Source organism: Bacillus sp. UNCCL81 (genome assembly GCF_900112535.1).
GTDB lineage: Bacteria > Bacillota > Bacilli > Bacillales > Bacillaceae_G > Gottfriedia > Gottfriedia luciferensis_B.
Genome location: NZ_FOMF01000003.1, coordinates 624,083 through 643,366 on the forward strand (window position 1 = coordinate 624,083; position 19,284 = coordinate 643,366).

A 19,284-nucleotide genomic window follows, 5' to 3' on the forward strand; every position below is an offset into this window, starting at 1 on the left:
AAACTTGATACAACTAGAGTATATATATGTAATTTAATTGGAAAAATATTCCTTTTTTACTTCTGCTTTGTTAGTTATAGGCTATAAAGAAAATAAGTATATTCTAAGAATTACAGCTAGTTTTTTGGAGTAAGTAACAATTAAATGGTATAAAATGGAATTTTTTGATACAGTTGTATTAAACAGAATCATTGTATATTGAGGAGAAAATCAATGGGATATATTATGGATTTAAGAAAAGTTGTAGGTAGTCGACCTATCTTAATGGCAGGTGCAAATGTTATCCTACTAGATTCACAAAAGAGAGTATTATTACAATTAAGAAAAGATAATAAGACTTGGGGATTACCTGGTGGATCATTAGAGTTAGGAGAAAATTTAGAAGAAGTGGCTAAAAGAGAATTGAAAGAAGAAACTGGTCTTACAGCATTAAATCTTGAGTTTTTTAACATCTTTTCTGGAGAAGAATTTTATTATAAATATCCCCATGGGGATGAGGTATATAATGTAATTGCGACGTATATTTGTACTGAATATACTGGGCAATTAGAGCCAGAAGAAAGCGAAGTGCTCGAGTTAGGCTTTTTTAATTTTCATGACCTTCCATCAGAAATTAATCCATGTGAAATTCCTATTTTAAACTTGTATAAGGATTCTAACTATTGAACTTAGAATGTGGAATTAAGACTAAATAATGATTAAAAGGATCTTTTTTTAAGATCCTTTTTTCATTTTCAATATTATATTAATTGATATTTTGTTAAACCTTTAAAAATTAAGTATTTTTTTATTAAGGTCTAAATTACAATATTAGCTTTTTTATTCTATGTTATTTTGCAGTTGAAGTTGCTGCTTCGTTTTTGCAGTTTTCGCAAGTTGAATAGATTTTCACAACTTTTTTATACTCCGCGTACTCAATAGTTTCTTCGCATTCTTTACAGATTAAAATTTGCATTAGAAACACCTCCTAAACCCACTATAACACGTTCGAATCACGATTTCTCCAGGGACTTTACCCACCCTGTGGACGTGAATTGTCCCGGTTGAAATAACGTTGATATAGCAAGGTTTTCAAGTAGAAATGGACTTAAAAAAAATTTTTTTTCGATTTAAAAAAACGAAAAATAGAACAGTGTGAGTATGTTTTGGTATCAATTTTGTCCATGAATAACTAATAACTTTTTTTATATTATTGATTATCTTAATTAAAAGATATTTTAATTAAAAATTACCTCCCGACTAGCGTCAAGAGGTCATCTTTATTCGACTAATATTAGTGAATAGGCATACCCCAGGATTCTTGCAGTTTTTCAAGTCCAGATTGATTTGTTACCTTAAGAATGATTTGTTTGTTGGTGACTTTTTTCTCCATCAAACTATAAGAATCACCGTCCCGCAAGCCTGGCCAATAAACACTTCCAGCACCAATCGTATTAATTTTTTTGCTCATTGCACGAACATAGTTAATATCATTTTTACTCTTTTTTACCAAATAATCCAAGCCGCTTTTCATTGGTGCTCCCCACTCGGTAATGATGGCACGATCGGAGTATTTTCCAATTTCAAATGTTAAAATATTTGACCATCCTGTTTCTGTGAGGGCATTAATATGTACATATCCTGCATAAAACGCATAGCAGTGAACGGCAAGCATTGTTCCGTCAAGTCGTTTGTCATCTCCTAGAGGATTAATATAAAGAGCGGCCAAACCAATTCCATCAAGAATGACATTTTTCTTTGGAATATTGAAGCTTGTTAACCAATCATGATAGAGATTGCGTAAATCTTTCGTATTATAACCATATGGCTCATTAATAGGTTCAAAATAACAGTTGGGGTTGTTTCCGTATTTTTTAATAACAGTACTCCACATGCTAAAATATTTATTGAGATCTTCAGGTTTTCCATTTTTCGGTGGCCTAGCAAAAAATGACTTTGCCTCTTTCTAACGCAGCATCAATGGCCCCTGTATAAGTACGCCAATAATTTGCGACTGTCGCTTCATTAATGGGTAGTCTAACTGTGTTAGCACCAGTTTCATCGAACATCTGCCCGATCACTTGTCGGCCTACTACTTTTGCAGAATCGTATGTATCATTTTTGGCCAGTCCACTTACATAAATGACGCCATCGACAAAATTGTCGCGCTCATCTGCCCAATTCACACCCCTTATTCCAGCTGACAGTGATGAAGTAGGTTTATTAATGGTGATTTTAACAAGATTTAAAAAAGTAAAAGAAGAGGCAATCAGTAAAATAATGGAACCTAAAATACCTACTACTATAAAGGATACTATTTTTACTATTTTCAAAATTTCCCCCCTCATCTAATTAATCTCTGTAAAATTTATTTTTAGAACTTTACTATTATTCTATGATTTACTGAAAAAGAATGAATAAAGTAATAGATTTCAAAAGGTTCACTATACAAAAAGAAAGTTTGCAATAAAGAATGTTATAATCTATTGAAATGGGAATGTTAAAGAGTTCTAATTTTAATGAATAGGGGGGTAGGAATGAAAAAAATCTTAGTAGTAATAGCCATTTTAATAACAGGGATTGTAGGGATAATAGGTTATGTTCATTTTCAAAGTGGATTTGATATTAAAATTAAAAATCAAACAAATAAAGATGTAACGGGAATATATTTGACCTATGATCATGTTAAAACCGATCTAAAGATACCTACAATTGCTTCGCATAAGGACTATAAACTAAACATAAATCCCTCAAAGGATGTTGGAGAGAGTACAATGGAGCTACATTATAAAGACAATAAAGGAAAATTACATACAGAATCAGTTATCGGATATTTTGAAGGTGGTTATTCTGGAAATATATTAATTACGATAAAATCTGTTGATGAAGATGGAAAACTTAAATTTAAAGTTAAGGAAGATATTTCTTTATATTAATTTGTTTTTTATATTAAAATCTCATTGTTCAACAAGTTTCATAGAATGTTGCAGTAAATGGCTGTTAAGTTGTATCAGAATATGCTTAAATGTTTATCTAAATTAGCATAAACATTTTTATTTAAAGATAGATTTATATGCTTTTTTTCGGAGGAATATTAATGCAATTATCATCTAGAATTTCGATTCCAAATTATGTAACAAAGAGGTTTTTTGTTCTGTATAGCGTCCCTTTTTTAATAAGTGTTCTCTTGATATTTCTTACTGATCCTTTAAAGGTTGTTGATTTGTTCTATCAAACTTTATACTTATCGATTTTCTACATAGGACTACCTATTGGAGTTGTGTTTTTACCTTATTATGGATATTTTTATTTACTTCAGAAATATTTTAAAGTGACTTATGTCATAACAGTAACTGCCTTAATTACAACAATAATCGCACTAATCTTAGTGTTTATAGTCATTCAAAAAACATATAAATCATTTGAAACCCGTAGCTACTTTACAAAAGAAACGACTAGTCAGTTGTCAAAAAAGTCTAACGAATTATTTGAAAAAGAAACAGGTGTTAAAGGAAAAATAAACAAACTTAAGATGATTAGCAGATATAATGACGCCGATAATGGGGACTTTACACTTACTCGAAAAAGATATTATGACATTGAAGTTGTCTCGAAAAATCCATCAGATTTACAAAAAATTCCAAGAAGTTATAAATTTATTAGTGTTAATGGGAAATGGATTTTAAAAACGAAAAATGAGAAATGGTTCTTAAATTAGATAATGTGTTGAAATAAGTTAATTAATTAAATAAGGGCTACTTCAGAAAAATTTTGATATGAATAAAAAGAAACAACGCTTAGAATTTACTCTAAGCGTTGTTGGTTTTTATTGAACTAGGCCTTATGAAATAGAGCAATAAAATAGTTTAATAATCTTTCAATTCAATTTCATTGGCAGCTTTAGCGATCATTCTCGTAATCATTTTAAACATGCCATTCATTAAGATGGGAAAGCGTAACATTGCATTGCGTAATAAAATTTTGAAGTTTGATTTTTCAATCATTCCTCCAGCAGTTAAAAGCCCTATTTTTTGGTTTTTTTCAACAAAATTTTTCATCACATTTTCATAGGTGATGAATGACCTTTTGTAATCACCATTAGCAGCTTTCAGCTCTCCTGCGAGGACATATGCTCCGACAAGGGCCAGGCTAGTACCTTGACCTGAGAGGGGTGAAGGACAATAAGCCGCATCACCTACTAAAGCAATTCGGCCATCTGACCAGGTCGGCATGTGAATTTGACAAATTTCATCAAAATAAAAATCTGAAGCATTAATCAATTTTTGGAGCAAGTTCGGTGTTTCCCAACCATTAAGTTCTTCGAAAGCATTTTTAATAAGATTTTTTTGTTCTTCTGTATTATAACGGTCGTACTTAAGTGGCTCGGATTGGAACACTAACATGCCCTTTGCTTCCTTTTTATCATTTGCGCTATACATTCCAACAGTTTTACCCGGAACGGTATAAAGCATTTGAGAGTGGTCGAGGTTCAGATAATTCTCGAATTCAAAAATTGAGATATAACAGCCGAGAGTACGTTTAAACTGATCCTCGTCACCAAATTTCAACGTACGCACATTGGAATGGATTCCATCAGCGCCGATTATTAGATCGAATGTATCTGGTTTCCCATTAGTATATTGAACTTCAACCCCTGACATTGATTCATGAATAGAGGTAATTGAATCGCCCCAAATATATGTAACTTTATCCTTGGTCAAATCGAACAAAATGTTACTAAGATTCTCACGCATAATTTCAATATCCATCCCTTGCTGATTCCCCATACTTGCTTCACTAATTTTACCTTTAATTTTTCCTTTATCATTCACGAAGTAAACTCCAGTCATATGTGTATCTAATGAACGAACATCATCAAGAATTCCCATTCGTTCAAGCACAGAAATTGCAGCACCACGGATATCAACAGCGTATCCCCCTGGGCGTAAAGAAGGAGCCCGTTCTACTACAGTCACCTCGAAACCATAGCGATGAAGCCAGTAAGCAAGTGCTGGCCCTGCAATGCTCGCTCCGGAAATAAGAACACGCATCGGTTGCTTCATAATTAGTTAATCACTCCTCAGCTAAAAAAAATTAGACAACATAACAACAATATATTCACTGTTTTTTTACTTATGTACTTTCGTGAAATTTCAACAATAATCTAGGGGGGAATGGATGAATGTTTATCTATCTAAATTTGAAGGCTTATTATTGAACAAACGGTCAGTTAAGTTTCATATGGACTATTTAAATTTCATTAAAAAAAAGGCAAATTACCCCAAGTTACAGAATAACACTAGATAGGTATAATCATTTTAATATTAAAAACCGATTTCATAGTAATCTATTTAATTTTTAGGGGAGTCAATATTGGAATTTAAATATGCAGGATTTTGGATAAGATTATGCGCATATACAATTGATTTTTGTATCATTATTTTATTAGGTTTTATTCTAAGTCCATTGCTTCTTAGTTTCTTTACTAACACAAATAATACATACAACCTACTTATTGATCTCATTGGTATTATTTACTTAATGCTTTTGCCAGCTACAAAATTGCAGGGGACAATCGGAAAGGCCACTGTTGGTATTAAAGTAATCAACAAAGAAAGATGGAAGTAAGTTATCTGTATTTGAGGCAATTAGCCGTTGGTTAGCCCAAGTTGTTTCCAGTTTCATTTTATTTATTGGTTATATAATGATTGCTTTTTCAAATAGGAAAACAGCATTACATGATAAATTAGCCAATACTTATGTCGTGTATAAATAATCTTATTTAATTGATCTACTTAGGGCATTTAATTTGGAGCTTTTTAAAGGTCCAATTTTCTTTTAGTCAGTTTTTTTTAGAAGGAAAGTGCATTCATTTATAGAACTATCAAGTATAATTATCGAAGTAACACAATTGATTTGCCTAATATAAAAAATAAGAAGGTGATACTTTATGACAAATAAAGCAAAGATAAAAGATATTATTGAAGAATTAGAAATGCATAAAAACTGGTGAAGTTTTTTCGGTTGCTGAAGATGATCTAATTGATGCCGAAGATGAAAAACCTTTCGATGATTTACAAGATTGGCAGATAGAAAATTTAGAAATCGCAAATGAAATTGTGGAAAATTTTGAGGACTATAAAGAATTACCTTCAAAATATGAAATTGATGAATATAAAATGATTAAAGACTTTTGTTTAACAGTTAAAGATGAGAAAATACAAAATATATTACTAATCATAATCGAGGGAAAAGGCGCATTTAGAAGATTTAAAGATGCAGTTATAGAGTTAAATATTGATATGGATTGGTATAGTTATCGTGACAGACGCTATAAAGACTTAGCGATCGCATGGTGTCAAAATAATGATATCGAGTACATAGATTAGAATTTCTAGAAATAAGAAACAGTAAACCGAAAATGTTAGAAACTATTAGTCTAACTAAGCTCCTAACTAGACTTATCAAAGATTATATGCCTCCCTATAACAATTAAGTTTAAGCAAATAAAATGAATCCCTTCAGATTTCGATGAAGGGATTTTTAACGTTTTCTATGTAATTAGTTAATTTAGCAGTGCCAATCTTCTAAAAATAATTAAAGTAATTTCAACCCAGAACCAGCAATAAAGGAACGAAAATAATAAAATAATTAGAACAGTATTGATTGAAAAAGAATCAGAAAATCCCGGCCCTAAGACTGGAAAGTGGAAAAGATATAATAGACTCATAATACCTAACATTAAAAGAGCTGCTCCCGTCGCAATAATCGATAATCTATTTTTAAAAAAGTGAAAAGCCAAGCCTAAGCCAAGTCCTAATAATCCTGTTGTAAAAGGAAAGACAATTAGTTCAGTTGGCTGTAGGATCAATAACAACAGGATTGTTAAAAAATAGGACTTTATTCCATTTTTAATGGAAAACATGGAACATAATAAAATTGGTGCAGTGGCGAGTGGACTTAAAAATAATCCTATACCTGGTAATAGGCCACCAGCAGCTTGAAACAATGCAGCAATACACGAAAAAATAGAAGCTAAAATAAATTTCTTGGTTTTATTTTGTTTAGTAAATTTTAGTTGAAACAACCGGACCTCTTCAGTAATTGGTTTGAAAAAAAACACATTTTCACCTCATTTAATTTACGATATACATCATTTATATGAGACTAATCAAATCGCAATACGCCAAACATGTTAATGCAAAATGATGAAATATTGATAACAAACACAAATAAATGTATGATAAATACGTTGAGAATTGCATGAAAATTTCAAAATTGAAGGGGAAAAGCTATGAATATTAAAATTGACAAAGAATATGTGCTACAAACCGCTAAACAATTACTAGAGTTTAATAGCCCAAGTGGTTTTTGCTTTGAAATTATGGAGTTAATTCAGTCCTGGACAAATAGTTTAGGATATGACTTTGAAACGACTAATAAAGGTTGTGGCGTGATCACAATTCCTGGTAAAAGCAATGAGCAAGTCATCGGATTATCAGCACATGTTGATACGTTAGGGGCAATGGTTCGATCAATTACAAGTAAAGGTACATTAAAGTTTACAATTATTGGTGGGCCAATCGTACCAACTCTTGATAGTGAATATTGTCAAATTAGAACGCGTGAAGGAAAAATATATACAGGTACATTTTTATCTACAAGTCCATCAATTCACGTATTCGAAGATAGTAAAACAAAAAAACGTGACCCAGAAAACATGGAAGTTCGTATTGATGAATGTGTTAAGTCAAAAGAGGATGTATTAAATCTTGGTATTAGCCCAGGAGATTTTATTTTCTTCGACCCGAAAACGACAATTACTGAAAGCGGTTTTATAAAATCAAGATTTATTGATGATAAAGCAAGTGTAGCATGTTTAATTGGTTTACTTGAATTGTTTAAAAGGGAAAAGATTGTCCCTACATATACAACAAAATTATTTATTTCTACGTATGAAGAAGTTGGACATGGCTCTTCGTATATCCCATCTGATATTACTGAATTAATTTCAGTTGATATGGGTTGTATTGGAGATGATTTAAGCTGTACTGAATACGATGTTTCGATTTGTGCAAAAGACTCTGGCGGACCATACGATTACAATATGACGACTGATTTAGTCAATTTAGCAAAAGAAAATGAACTTAGCTATGCAGTAGATATCTATCCAATGTACGGTTCTGATACAGTTGCAGCTTTACGCGGAGGACAAGATATTCGTGGCGCGTTAATTGGACCAGGTGTTCATGCTTCTCATGGTATGGAAAGAACGCATTACAGTGCGATGGAAAATACGATGAAATTATTGTACTTATATTTAACAAAGTAATCATTTAAAAGGGGCTGTCCACGGGACGACCCCTTTTTGATAAAGTATCTCTAGTACGAGGTATTTCAAAAGTTGCATTTTATTTTGTGTTGAAAAAATGGAGCTTAATGATATAAAACTAGCAAATTTTTTTCGAATTTTTATTCTGCATAGCATATATGCTAGTTTTCCATTGGAAAGGATCTACTATTATACAAGTTTTGGGTCGGAATACCCCATCTGGTATGGGTAATTTTTTAATTTAATTGCGATTCTTTGGGATTTAATTGCAGTTTTGCTAAATTTAATTGCGATTCTCAAAATTTAATTGCAGTTTTGTCAATTTTAATTGCGAAAACCAGATTTTATTTGCAGTCCACCTTAATCACAAAAAAAATAAGGGTTCCATTAAAAGTTAGACTTTTGGATACCCTCTAATAGTTTAATATTTTAATTTTTGAACCCCATTTAATTGACTATCGAATCTGTCCTCACCATTTGTTTTTACATTTTTCTTTAATGTAAGTGTATAAAAATAAGCCGATACTAACTCGCGGTTTTTTTCTTGGAGTTTGTCTAATAATAATTTTTTTGTACCAGCACCAACAACTCCATCACTAGTTAAGCCATTATCTAGTTGGAATGCTCTCACTGCCTGATCTGTGCCTTTAGCAAAATAGCCATCGACCCCGTTTGTAGAATATCCTAATTTAGTTAATGAATCCTGCAGCCATTCAACCTCTGAACCTACACTTCCAAGTTGTAAACTAGTCGGAATATCCGTTGGTTTTGTTACTACTACAGTTCCTGAATCATCATCAAATAAATGATTTGCGACGGCGATGTCTTGGAACGATTGGTTAGATGAAGTGATTAAAACAGTAGCACCTTTTTGAACTCGATCATATAACCATTCTACTTCTTCATCATACATTCGTACACAGCCGTGACTAGCATAAGTTCCAATAGAACTTGGATTATTATTTCCGTGGATTGCATAGGTTGTACCCCATGTCCCTCTAGCATTTAAACCTAACCACCTATTACCAAGTGGATTCCTCGGATCACCCCCAGGAATATTCTCTTTATAATAAGGCCGATTTACAATTTTAACGACGATTTTAAATTTGCCTTCAGGAGTTAGATCCTGACTCTTACCGGTAGCAACTTTAAAAACTTTTACCAATTTACCATTCTCATAAAAAGCTAATCTATTAATCGATTTATTAATAATGATAAATTGCGAAACAGGTTTTGTTTCTGCCGCGAAAGACTGAACAAAAGAAGTGCTTAAAAATAAAAGCAGTACTAAGAAAAAAATAAAACAGCGCTTTAACAAAGTTTTCCCCCCAACAATATTTAGAAAATGCGTAGCCTTATATAGTATGAAGGGAATGCTTGTCCTATCAATTTTAAATTTGAAATAAAGAAAAAATAGTTAATTGGAATACTGGATAAGGTCTAAAAATGGATCTATAAGTCTTTTAGATTTTCAAATAAGTTATAGGTTGAGATTAGTTTAATGGTAGGAACGGATATACTTTATTCATTTAAATCGTTGAAGAAAAATGTAAATGTTTGCATTAATGACCAATCTTGTTAAAATAGAAAATGTAAGCGGTTTAAAAGAATTTTGAATATACATTTACTAAGAATAGGACACTTTATATTATAAAATTGTGCACACGATTGCACGATTTTAAATTGGTTTAAATGTTTTGGAATTTCACGTACCGAATTATGTAGATTGAAGAAATAAAAAGCAAATAAATTTTTTGAGTTTTTAAGATTTATACATAATCTAGGAGGCAATTAAAATGGAGAAAAAATGGTGGCATAATAGTGTAGTTTATCAAATATATCCTAGAAGTTTTATGGATAGTAATGCTGATGGAATCGGTGATTTAAAAGGAATAATTGAAAAGCTTGATTATTTAAAGCTTTTAGGAATAGATGTTATATGGTTGAGTCCTGTATATAAATCTCCTAATGATGATAATGGTTACGACATTAGTGATTATTGTGACATTATGGAAGAGTTCGGGACGATGAATGATATGGATGAATTAATTTCTGAAGCGAATCGTCGAGAGATTAAAATCGTAATGGATTTAGTTGTGAACCATACATCTGATGAACATCCGTGGTTCATTGAATCTCGAAAGAGCAAAGATAACCCATATCGAGACTATTATGTTTGGAGAGATCCTGTGAATGGAAGTAAACCAAATGACCTTCCTTCTGTTTTCAGCGGCAGTGCATGGGAATATGATGAACAAACTGGACAATACTTTTTGCATTTATTTAGTAAAAGGCAGCCAGATTTAAACTGGGAGAATCCAAAAGTCCACGAAGAAGTATATAATATGATGAACTTTTGGCTTGATAAAGGAATTGGTGGATTCCGAATGGATGTAATAGATTTAATTGGAAAGATTCCAGATCAAGAGATTACGGCAAACGGTCCTAAGTTACATGAATTCTTGAAAGAAATGAATAAAAAGACTTTTGGAAATCATGATGTGCTAACTGTTGGTGAAACTTGGGGAGCAACTCCAGAAATTGCAAAGCTATATTCGGATCCTGCTCGAAATGAATTAAGTATGATTTTTCAATTTGAGCATATCGGTCTTGATCAACAAGAAGGTAAAGAAAAATGGGATTTAAAGCCATTGAATTTGTTAGAGCTAAAAGAAGTTTTTAATAAGTGGCAAACTCAGCTTGATGGAAAGGCTTGGAATAGCTTGTTCTGGAACAATCATGATTTACCACGAATTGTTTCTAGATGGGGTAATGATAAAGAATATCGGATTGAAAGTGCAAAAATGCTTGCTACAATCCTTCATTTAATGCAAGGTACACCTTATATTTATCAAGGTGAAGAAATTGGAATGACAAATATTCGATTTGAAAGCATTGATGAATATGACGATATTGAAACGAAAAATATGTATAATGACCGTATTTCAAAAGGTTACAAGCACGAAGACATAATGGAATCGATTTATACAAAAGGTAGAGACAATGCACGTACTCCAATGCAATGGAATGGAGAAAAGCATGGAGGTTTTACAAAAGGAAACCCTTGGTTAACAGTAAATCCGAATTTTACTAAAATAAATGTTGAACAATCGATAAATGATTCAGATTCAATTTTTCATCATTATCGTCAATTGATCCAATTGCGAAAAGAAAATCCTGCAATTGTTTATGGTTCATTTGAAATGCTTGCTGAAAAGGATGAAAAAGTATTTGCATATGAAAGACAGTATAATGGTGAAAAATTCTTAGTAGTAGCTAACTTTACAAATGAGGAAACAAACTTTAGTTATAGTAATAACTATAATGAAGTAAGTATAATTTTAAGTAATTATAAAGATTCAAGTGTAACGGGTGTGAATAATAGCTTAAGACCGTATGAAGCAATTGTTTATAAAATTAAATAATTAAATTTATTAAAAATAGTTTGACATTTTGAAGTCCACTCGTATATGATAAGAATATCAAATAAGAAGGAGGTAGGTTAACATGATGATTGTAAGAAAATTAAGCTGTGAAGCATCACAAAATTTCATAATGATTATGAACCCTATCTCTACGCAGGACGGACCACGTTGAAATTTAGATTTCAATTGACGATTTAGCCATGGGTTTATATTTCCCATGGCTTTTTTGTGCCAAAAATGAACGATTCATAACTGTTTGTTTTTGGGCGAAACGTTTCTTTATGGCCATGGGGTATGGAAAATATTCCCATGGTCTTTTTATTGTCAAAAAAAGTGGAGGGTTGCGTAGAGTTAGGTTAATTGATACAAGGGAGGTATAATTTTGTCTCGAATTTTAAAATATGTCTTTAGGCATAAGCTTTCATTTATTATTGGTTCAATTTCAATGGTTTTAGTTATAGGTGTGGATCATTTAATTCCTTATTTACAAATGATTCTAATCGATGATGGTATTACGAAAGGAAAATCATCAGTAGTTCTTCCGGTTATCGGTGGAATTATAGGTGTAACAATTATCAAATCAATTTTTGGTTATGTAAAAGAATATTTATATGACTTAGTAAGTTCAAAGGTACATGAGGATATAAAAAATGATATGTTCAAGCATATTCAAAGTTTTGAATTTAAGTATTTCGACTCGATGAATACGGGTGAATTACTATCGAGAATTAATGAAGATGTGGAAAATATCTGGCAAACAATTGCGTTTGGACTAAGATTGTTTGTTGAAAATATAATTTATTTTACTGTCAGTACAGTTATCTTATTTGTAATTAATTGGCAGTTGGCACTAATTTGTTTAGCAATCATGATCCCAATTGGATATATGGGGACGCGTTTAAATCGCTTACTTAATAAAGGTTACGGTAAAATAAGTGACCATACAGCTGAAATCAATACAACAGCTCAACAAAATATTGCGGGTGTAAGATTGGTTAAAGCATTTGCTAGAGAAAAGCATGAGACGTTGAAATTTTTGAAAATGAATCGTGGATATTATGATTTAAATATGTCTCAAGCTAAAATAATGCGTAAATATTTTCCTAATATTGAATTTTTAACAAATATTGCGCTTGTTGCAATGATTATTATCGGTGGATATTTCGTTTTACAACAAAGTATGACGCTAGGTGAACTAGTAGCATTCAGTGGATATATTTGGAACTTAATTTGGCCGATGAGAATGCTAGGCTGGTTAACAGATGTACTTTCTAAAAACCAAGCTTCTGCGAAGAAGATTTTTGAAATTTTAGATCGTAAAACAGCAATTGAAAACAAAGAAGGTGCATATACACCTAATCTAGTTGACGGTTCAGTGGAATATAAAAATGTAAGCTTCAAATATAATGATGAAATTGTCTTAAAAGATCTTAATCTATATATTCCAAGTGGTAGTAAAGTAGCGATTATGGGAACGACAGGTGCTGGGAAATCTTCAATTCTTCATCTGATTGGTCGCTCATACGATGTGGCCAAAGGGGAAGTTCTAGTAGATGGCGTTAATGTTAAAGATTTTAATCTAACATCTTTACGTCAAAATATGTCTCTCGTTTCTCAGGATACTTTCCTTTTCTCAGATACGATTGAAAATAATATTAAACTAGGAAACCCAGAAGCTACAATGGATGAAATCCGTGAAGCTTGCCGTATTGCTTGTTGTTTAGACTTTATTGATGAGCTAGAAGAAGGATTCAGCACGGAAATTGGTGAACGAGGTATTGGTTTATCTGGTGGCCAAAAACAACGTATATCAATTGCCCGCGCATTATTAAGAAATGCTCCTATCTTAATTTTAGATGATGCAACTTCTGCATTAGATATGGAAACGGAGTATGAATTATTACACAATTTAAATAAACGTTTCTCACATAGTACAACATTTATCATTGCACACCGTATTTCAGCTGTAAAAAATGCCGATGTAATTTTATTCGTTGAAAATGGGGAAATAGTTGAAAAAGGAAATCATAAACAATTACTTGATAAAAAGGGAAGATACTTTGAAGTCTACGAAGAACAATTCAAAGATTTTGAAACAGTAGAAAGCGGGGTGGTCTAATGGCACAAAATACGATAAATCGTGATGAAGACCAACTAAATCGGAGTAAAACCGAGCTTATTCTTAGGCTCGGGACTTATTTAAAGCCTTATAAATTAAAAACATTTAGCGTTATTTGTTTAATGTTATTTGTAATGGTAATCGGGATATTAAATCCATATTTACTAAAGGTAGCGATCGATACAAATATTAAAAATCACGATGTAAAAGGGCTCATAATGATTGGAGTTGTACTATTAGCACTAAATTTCTTAGCAATGATTGCCTCAAAAATACGTTGGACGATGATTAGCTCTGTTACGAATAATATTTTAGTAAATATTCGTCATGAGCTTTATACACATATTCAAAAACTATCATTTACGTTTTTTGATAATCGACCAGTAGGTAAAATTTTGGCTCGTGTAATGGGTGATATTAGTGCTCTCCAAAATTTATTCAACCAAAGTATTCAAACGTTAATTCCAGAATTACTAAGCTTAGTTTGCGTTACAGTCGTAATGTTTATTTTAAATGTTAAACTTGCAATCGCATCAGTATCAATTCTGCCATTTTTAGCAGTTGCCATGTTTTATATTGAAACACGTGCACGTAAAAGATGGGATGATTATAGAAAGAAACGTTCAAATTTAATTGCGTTTATACATGAAGATTTTTCAGGAATAAAAGTAGTTCAATCTTTTGCGAAAGAAAAAGATAAAGAAAAAGACTTCAAAGAAAAGGTTTCTGAATTAATGGGCTCATTCATGAGAGCAGTAAAAATGAATGACTTCTTCTGGCCATTAGTTGAGCTTTCTTGGGGTGTTGGTACTGTAATTGTATTTTATGTTGGATATAAGCTTGTAACTAGTCAAGATATCGAAGTTGGAACATTAATCGCATTTTCAATGTATATTGGCATGTTCTGGCGTCCAATTATGAACTTATCAAACTTTTATAATACATTAATATCAAACTTCTCGGCAGCTGATCGTATTTTTGACATTATGGATATTGATCCAGAAATTATTAGTGAAGAAAATGCACCTCCAATTGGACGTATTAATGGTGAAGTTCAATTTAGAAATGTGACTTTTGGTTATGATGAAAACTCTACAGTCTTAAAAAATGTGAATTTCACAATAAATCCTGGTGAAAAAATTGCATTGGTAGGTGCAACTGGAGCAGGGAAAACAACAATTGTTTCACTTTTAAGTCGATTCTATGATCCTTTAAAAGGTGAAATCTTAGTAGATGGGAACGATATTAAAAAAGTAGATTTAGAATCTTTTAGAAGTCAAATGGGAATAATGCTACAAGATACATTCCTATTCTCAACATCGATTATGGAAAATATTCGATACGGTAAATTAAACGCTACAGATGAAGAAGTAATTGCTGCAGCTAAAGCAGTCCATGCTCATGACTTTATTATTAAAATGGAGAATGGATATGATACAGATGTAAACGAGAGGGGATCAAGACTTTCATTAGGTCAAAGACAATTAATCTCTTTTGCTCGTGCTCTACTAGCTGATCCTAGAATATTGATATTAGATGAAGCTACTTCGAATATCGATACACATACAGAGAAGCTTGTTCAAAATGGAATTGAAAAGCTATTAGAAGGTCGTACATCATTTGTCATTGCCCACCGATTATCAACAATCCGTGACTGCGACAAAATTATGGTTATCGGAAACGGAAATGTCGAGGAAAGCGGTACACATGAAGAGTTACTAGGATTAAAAGGACATTATTATAAGCTATACATGGCGCAATATAGCTTCATTAATGATGGAGCATAATTGAACTGTTTTAATTAGATTGGGGCTGTCTCAAAAGTCAGGTTAACTGACATATGAGCGGCCCATTTTTATTGGGAAATGTACTACTCTGTTAGGGTATTTCAACAGAGTTTTTCATTTGCAGTTGATCTAATCGATTATTATAAGAAATTTTTGTAGATTCTTATCAAGTTTTTATTTGATAGAAGGCATATTTGCAAGTTTTCCATTTAAATGATCTGCTTTTGTCTGTTTTTTAGAAAGGAATACCTTAACTGGTATGGGTACTTTTATATTTTAATTGCGTTTTTTAGGATTTTAATTGCAGTTTTGTAAAATTTAATTGCGATTCTCAAATTTTAATTGCAGTTTCGCTAAATTTAATTGCGATTCTCTTAATTTAATTGCAGTCCACAATTTTAATTGCGATTCTCTTAATTTAATTGCAGTCCACCGATCAATTGCAATATCTCATAAATTATTTGCAGCGCCGAGCCTATATCACTATTCTTTTTGATTTACAGTTAGGACATCCTTTTTTATGCCAAAAATTTAAAATTAGAACTTTGGAAATGAATTATTACGAATTCTTAATATAAGAATTAATTCTATGAATCTTGAAAAATCAACTTAACATAAGTACATAAAATAACTTTATTTTCTGTTTTTTTCTAATGTTAAAATAATAGTGATTAAAATATTTTTGCGAAATTGGAGGTCAAGTATGAAACTTAATTATGAAATTAATTTGGATGATTATATTGAATTTAATTTACATCATTTAAAACATTCTAAAACTGTTCAAAAGTCGTTAATTAATCAACGAATTGCTGTGAGTTTAATCTATTTAGTAATACCATTTTTAATTTCCTTTTTTTTCAAGCAACCGCTTTTTGGTTATTTACTTGCCTTTTCGATAGCAGCCATTCTTTGGTTCGTTTATTTTCCAAAGTATTTCTACCGTTCCTCTAAAAACAAAATGATTAAGCATTTAACTGAAAAGAACGATCAATCGTTATTCGGCGAACATTCTCTAAAGGTTGATGAGAATGGAATGAAAGAAATTACAAAATCAAGTGTTCATGAAATAAAGTGGGATGATATAGTTGAAATAAAAGGAACGAAGAATTACTTTTATATTTACTTTACAAGTATGCAAGCCATTGTAGTTCCGCTAGAAGCAATAAAGGATGACATGGAGAGATTATTACAATTCTACAGAAAATATAATATTCAAGTTTTATATTGCTAGTTGAATATTGCATTCTGATCTTTAAAAGTTCAAGTTATTTTAACTTGAACTTTTTTATTGGTACTTTTCATTCTTAATCAAGAAAGAGGATTATGATAAAATGTAATAAAGGAGGGTACTCACTTGGAGAATTGTATAAAGGTTTCAGTTCGAACGCTAGTTGAGTATGCTCATACAGCGGGAAGTATCAATTTAACTTATAAAAGTTCGGTTTCTTTAATTGAAGGAACAAAGGCGCATCAAAAAATCCAAAGAGAATATGGTGAACAGGATGTAAAAGAACGACCTATATCCGGCACTATAAAATTGGATCAATTGGCGTTTCAGATAGAAGGCCGTTGTGATGGATTATTACTGAAGGATGATCAATATATAATAGAAGAAATTAAATCAACAATGAAGGATTTAAATGAAATAAATGAAAATTCATATCCTGTTCATTGGGCTCAAGCAAAAGTTTATGGATATTTTATTTGTGAAGAACTACAGCTTGAAAAGATTACACTTAGACTTACATATATTAATATTTTAACTGAGCAAAAAATAAGCTTCGATCTTTTGTTTACAAAGGATGAATTAACAAATTACTTATACAAAATGCTAGAAATTTATTATCCTTTTGCAAAATGGAAATACGATCATATTGAGTTAAGGAATCAGACCATAAAAGAATTAAATTTTCCCTTTCCTTCTTTCAGAAAAGGACAAAGAAAGTTAGCAGGTGCGGTATATCAAACGATTCAAGAAGGTAATAATTTATTTGCTGTTGCACCAACTGGAATAGGAAAAACGGTATCAACTATTTTTCCAACTGTTAAAAGTATTGGTGAGGATCGTATCAATCGGATGTTTTACTTAACTTCTAAGACAATAACTAGGACTGTTGCTGAAGAAGCATTTAAGCGCATGACAGATCAAGGACTTTGTATAAAGTGTACGACGATTACAGCAAAAGATAAAATCTGTTTTAAAGAAGAGACGATGTGTCAAAAGGATTATTGTGAATTTGCCAATGGTTATTATGACAGAATTAATGATGCTGTTCTTGATATTCTTTCATCCGAAAAAGCACTAACTAGGGAGAAAATAGAAGAATATGCACGAAAACATACAGTCTGTCCATTTGAATACTCATTAGATTTATTAAATTCTTCAGATGCTATTATTTGCGATGTAAATTATATTTTCGATCCTAGAGTATCGTTAAAGCGATTATTTGATGAGCATAAACGAAGTACAGTTTTATTAATTGATGAAGCTCATAATCTTGTTGATCGCTCAAGAGAAATGTATTCTGCGAGTCTATTCAAATCTAAATTTTTAGAGTTGAAAAATCGATATAAAAATTTAAAAGATGAACTTTATGCCATAATAAATGAAATAAATAAGCGTTTTATTGAATTAAGAAAGAAATGGAAGGACGTTGTAACCCCAGTTTCAAAGGAAATAGATGGGGATTTACTAGAACTTCTACATACATTCAATGAAATCGTAGAAATAAAATTACCGGAAATGGACGAGGACGAAAATAAACAACTTTTGCTTGATACTTATTTTGAGTCACTCAACTTCGTCAAAATCGCAGAGTTTTTTGATGAAAATTACGTATGCTACTATGAACTATATAAAAGTGAAGTTCATTTAAAGCTATTTTGCCTTGACCCATCTAAAGTTGTAAATGACGTAATAAAAAGATTTCGCTCAACAATTTACTTTTCAGCTACTTTAACCCCAATACAATATTTTCAAGATATGCTTGGTGATCAAAGTCGCGATTATACAATTTCAATCGATTCTCCTTTTCATAAGGAGCAATTGGAGGTAACAATTGACCCTCTATCAACGCGGTATCAAGATCGTGAAAGAAATTTAGAAAGATTAATTGATTCGGTATATAAAGAAATTACGAAAAGAAAAGGTAATTATTTAGTTTTTTATCCATCCTATCAATATTTAATTCAAAGTGTTGATTTATTTAAAGAGAAATACCCTACTATAAAAACAATCGTTCAAGAAAATGGTATGACTGAAATTGAACGAGAGGAATTCCTTTTACAATTTGATAGTCTAAATGAAGAAACGCTAGTTGGCTTTGCGGTATTAGGCGGTATATTCTCTGAAGGGATCGATTTAAAGGGTGATCGTTTAAACGGAGTCGTAGTAATTGGTGTAGGATTGCCGCAGATTTGTTTAGAAAGAAATATTTTAAAGGAGCATTTTAATTCGGTTGGAAAAAATGGGTATTATTATGCATATGTCTTTCCAGGTATGAATAAAGTAATGCAAGCGGGTGGAAGAGTGATACGATCTGAATCAGATGAAGGGACTTTATTACTAATTGATGACCGATATAAGAGTTCACTTTATCAAAGTTTATTACCTGAAGAATGGAAGTAAGAGTTAATAATTAA

At 31.6% G+C, this 19,284-nt stretch carries 17 protein-coding genes and 1 pseudogene; 12 read left to right on the forward strand and 6 right to left on the reverse strand.

Going from position 1 to position 19,284, the window contains the following annotated elements:
- Positions 1 to 213 precede the first annotated feature (213 nt).
- Positions 214 to 666 (forward strand): NUDIX hydrolase, encoded by a 453-nt coding sequence (locus BM319_RS08760; RefSeq protein WP_069034431.1) that lies wholly within the window; start codon positions 214 to 216, stop codon positions 664 to 666.
- Between the two features lie 163 nt (positions 667 to 829).
- On the opposite strand, the gene BM319_RS24350 is transcribed toward BM319_RS08760, so the two are convergent.
- The 3 genes and pseudogenes from BM319_RS24350 to BM319_RS08770 all read right to left on the reverse strand — a co-directional run bounded on the left by BM319_RS24350 (position 830) and on the right by BM319_RS08770 (position 2,312).
- Entirely contained in the window at positions 830 to 955 is a 126-nt protein-coding gene (locus BM319_RS24350) for a GapA-binding peptide SR1P (protein ID WP_098428711.1), read from the reverse strand.
- Between the two features lie 318 nt (positions 956 to 1,273).
- Positions 1,274 to 1,879 (reverse strand): annotated as a pseudogene (locus BM319_RS08765) (glycoside hydrolase family protein); the annotation flags it as partial.
- Between the two features lie 40 nt (positions 1,880 to 1,919).
- Entirely contained in the window at positions 1,920 to 2,312 is a 393-nt protein-coding gene (locus tag BM319_RS08770) for a hypothetical protein (RefSeq protein WP_084006949.1), read from the reverse strand.
- 204 nt (positions 2,313 to 2,516) lie between these two features.
- Here BM319_RS08770 and BM319_RS08775 point away from each other — a divergent pair, with 204 nt between their 5' ends.
- Both BM319_RS08775 and BM319_RS08780 read left to right on the forward strand, forming a co-directional pair.
- Positions 2,517 to 2,915, forward strand: coding sequence for a hypothetical protein (locus tag BM319_RS08775; RefSeq protein ID WP_069034430.1), 399 nt, complete (start codon positions 2,517 to 2,519; stop codon positions 2,913 to 2,915).
- Positions 2,916 to 3,076: 161 nt separating this feature from the next.
- Positions 3,077 to 3,697 (forward strand): hypothetical protein, encoded by a 621-nt coding sequence (locus BM319_RS08780; RefSeq protein WP_069034429.1) that lies wholly within the window; start codon positions 3,077 to 3,079, stop codon positions 3,695 to 3,697.
- Between the two features lie 148 nt (positions 3,698 to 3,845).
- Here BM319_RS08780 and BM319_RS08785 read toward each other — a convergent pair whose 3' ends face one another.
- A complete protein-coding gene (locus tag BM319_RS08785; protein WP_069034428.1) occupies positions 3,846 to 5,042 on the reverse strand; it encodes an FAD-dependent monooxygenase in 1,197 nt (398 codons plus the stop codon).
- Positions 5,043 to 5,352: 310 nt separating this feature from the next.
- Here BM319_RS08785 and BM319_RS08790 point away from each other — a divergent pair, with 310 nt between their 5' ends.
- The 3 genes from BM319_RS08790 to BM319_RS08800 all read left to right on the forward strand — a co-directional run bounded on the left by BM319_RS08790 (position 5,353) and on the right by BM319_RS08800 (position 6,368).
- A complete protein-coding gene (locus tag BM319_RS08790) occupies positions 5,353 to 5,607 on the forward strand; it encodes an RDD family protein (protein ID WP_175403509.1) in 255 nt (84 codons plus the stop codon).
- A 19-nt stretch (positions 5,608 to 5,626) separates the two neighbouring features.
- Positions 5,627 to 5,755 (forward strand): RDD family protein, encoded by a 129-nt coding sequence (locus BM319_RS25235; RefSeq protein ID WP_084006960.1) that lies wholly within the window; start codon positions 5,627 to 5,629, stop codon positions 5,753 to 5,755.
- A 343-nt stretch (positions 5,756 to 6,098) separates the two neighbouring features.
- Positions 6,099 to 6,368 (forward strand): UPF0158 family protein, encoded by a 270-nt coding sequence (locus tag BM319_RS08800; RefSeq protein ID WP_069034427.1) that lies wholly within the window; start codon positions 6,099 to 6,101, stop codon positions 6,366 to 6,368.
- Between the two features lie 176 nt (positions 6,369 to 6,544).
- Here the strand turns inward: BM319_RS08800 and BM319_RS08805 are convergent, their stop codons facing one another.
- A complete protein-coding gene (locus tag BM319_RS08805) occupies positions 6,545 to 7,066 on the reverse strand; it encodes a hypothetical protein (RefSeq protein ID WP_353615540.1) in 522 nt (173 codons plus the stop codon).
- Between the two features lie 207 nt (positions 7,067 to 7,273).
- Between BM319_RS08805 and BM319_RS08810 the strand changes: the two genes are divergently transcribed.
- Positions 7,274 to 8,311 carry a M42 family metallopeptidase gene (locus BM319_RS08810; RefSeq protein ID WP_069034425.1) on the forward strand — a complete coding sequence of 346 codons (1,038 nt, stop codon included), beginning with the start codon at positions 7,274 to 7,276 and terminating at the stop codon, positions 8,309 to 8,311.
- Between the two features lie 421 nt (positions 8,312 to 8,732).
- Here BM319_RS08810 and BM319_RS08815 read toward each other — a convergent pair whose 3' ends face one another.
- Positions 8,733 to 9,629, reverse strand: coding sequence for a L,D-transpeptidase family protein (locus BM319_RS08815; RefSeq protein ID WP_069034424.1), 897 nt, complete (start codon positions 9,627 to 9,629; stop codon positions 8,733 to 8,735).
- Between the two features lie 478 nt (positions 9,630 to 10,107).
- Here BM319_RS08815 and BM319_RS08820 point away from each other — a divergent pair, with 478 nt between their 5' ends.
- The 5 genes from BM319_RS08820 to BM319_RS08840 all read left to right on the forward strand — a co-directional run bounded on the left by BM319_RS08820 (position 10,108) and on the right by BM319_RS08840 (position 19,270).
- The gene (locus tag BM319_RS08820) at positions 10,108 to 11,736 is read left to right on the forward strand and encodes a glycoside hydrolase family 13 protein (protein ID WP_069034423.1); all 1,629 of its coding nucleotides are present in this window, start codon (positions 10,108 to 10,110) and stop codon (positions 11,734 to 11,736) included.
- A gap of 382 nt (positions 11,737 to 12,118) precedes the next feature.
- Complete coding sequence (locus tag BM319_RS08825; protein WP_069034422.1) at positions 12,119 to 13,855, forward strand: ABC transporter ATP-binding protein; 1,737 nt, start codon at positions 12,119 to 12,121, stop codon at positions 13,853 to 13,855.
- A complete protein-coding gene (locus tag BM319_RS08830; protein ID WP_069034421.1) occupies positions 13,855 to 15,642 on the forward strand; it encodes an ABC transporter ATP-binding protein in 1,788 nt (595 codons plus the stop codon). The genes BM319_RS08825 and BM319_RS08830 overlap by 1 nt, the downstream gene beginning before the upstream one ends.
- Positions 15,643 to 16,345: 703 nt before the next feature.
- Positions 16,346 to 16,873: a YcxB family protein gene (locus BM319_RS08835; protein ID WP_069034420.1), complete on the forward strand. Its 528-nt coding sequence runs from the start codon at positions 16,346 to 16,348 to the stop codon at positions 16,871 to 16,873.
- 123 nt (positions 16,874 to 16,996) lie between these two features.
- Positions 16,997 to 19,270 (forward strand): ATP-dependent DNA helicase, encoded by a 2,274-nt coding sequence (locus BM319_RS08840; protein WP_091022197.1) that lies wholly within the window; start codon positions 16,997 to 16,999, stop codon positions 19,268 to 19,270.
- Positions 19,271 to 19,284: the final 14 nt, after the last annotated feature.

What these genes read in the sequence shown, in the direction of transcription:
- BM319_RS08810 (WP_069034425.1), top strand. Translation starts at nt 7,274, where the DNA reads ATGAATATTAAAATTGACAAAGAATATGTGCTACAAACCGCTAAACAA.
- BM319_RS08775 (WP_069034430.1), top strand. Translation starts at nt 2,517, where the DNA reads ATGAAAAAAATCTTAGTAGTAATAGCCATTTTAATAACAGGGATTGTA.
- BM319_RS08780 (WP_069034429.1), top strand. Translation starts at nt 3,077, where the DNA reads ATGCAATTATCATCTAGAATTTCGATTCCAAATTATGTAACAAAGAGG.
- BM319_RS24350 (WP_098428711.1), bottom strand. Translation starts at nt 955, where the DNA reads ATGCAAATTTTAATCTGTAAAGAATGCGAAGAAACTATTGAGTACGCG.
- BM319_RS08760 (WP_069034431.1), top strand. Translation starts at nt 214, where the DNA reads ATGGGATATATTATGGATTTAAGAAAAGTTGTAGGTAGTCGACCTATC.
- BM319_RS08830 (WP_069034421.1), top strand. Translation starts at nt 13,855, where the DNA reads ATGGCACAAAATACGATAAATCGTGATGAAGACCAACTAAATCGGAGT.
- BM319_RS08835 (WP_069034420.1), top strand. Translation starts at nt 16,346, where the DNA reads ATGAAACTTAATTATGAAATTAATTTGGATGATTATATTGAATTTAAT.
- BM319_RS08785 (WP_069034428.1), bottom strand. Translation starts at nt 5,042, where the DNA reads ATGAAGCAACCGATGCGTGTTCTTATTTCCGGAGCGAGCATTGCAGGG.
- BM319_RS08820 (WP_069034423.1), top strand. Translation starts at nt 10,108, where the DNA reads ATGGAGAAAAAATGGTGGCATAATAGTGTAGTTTATCAAATATATCCT.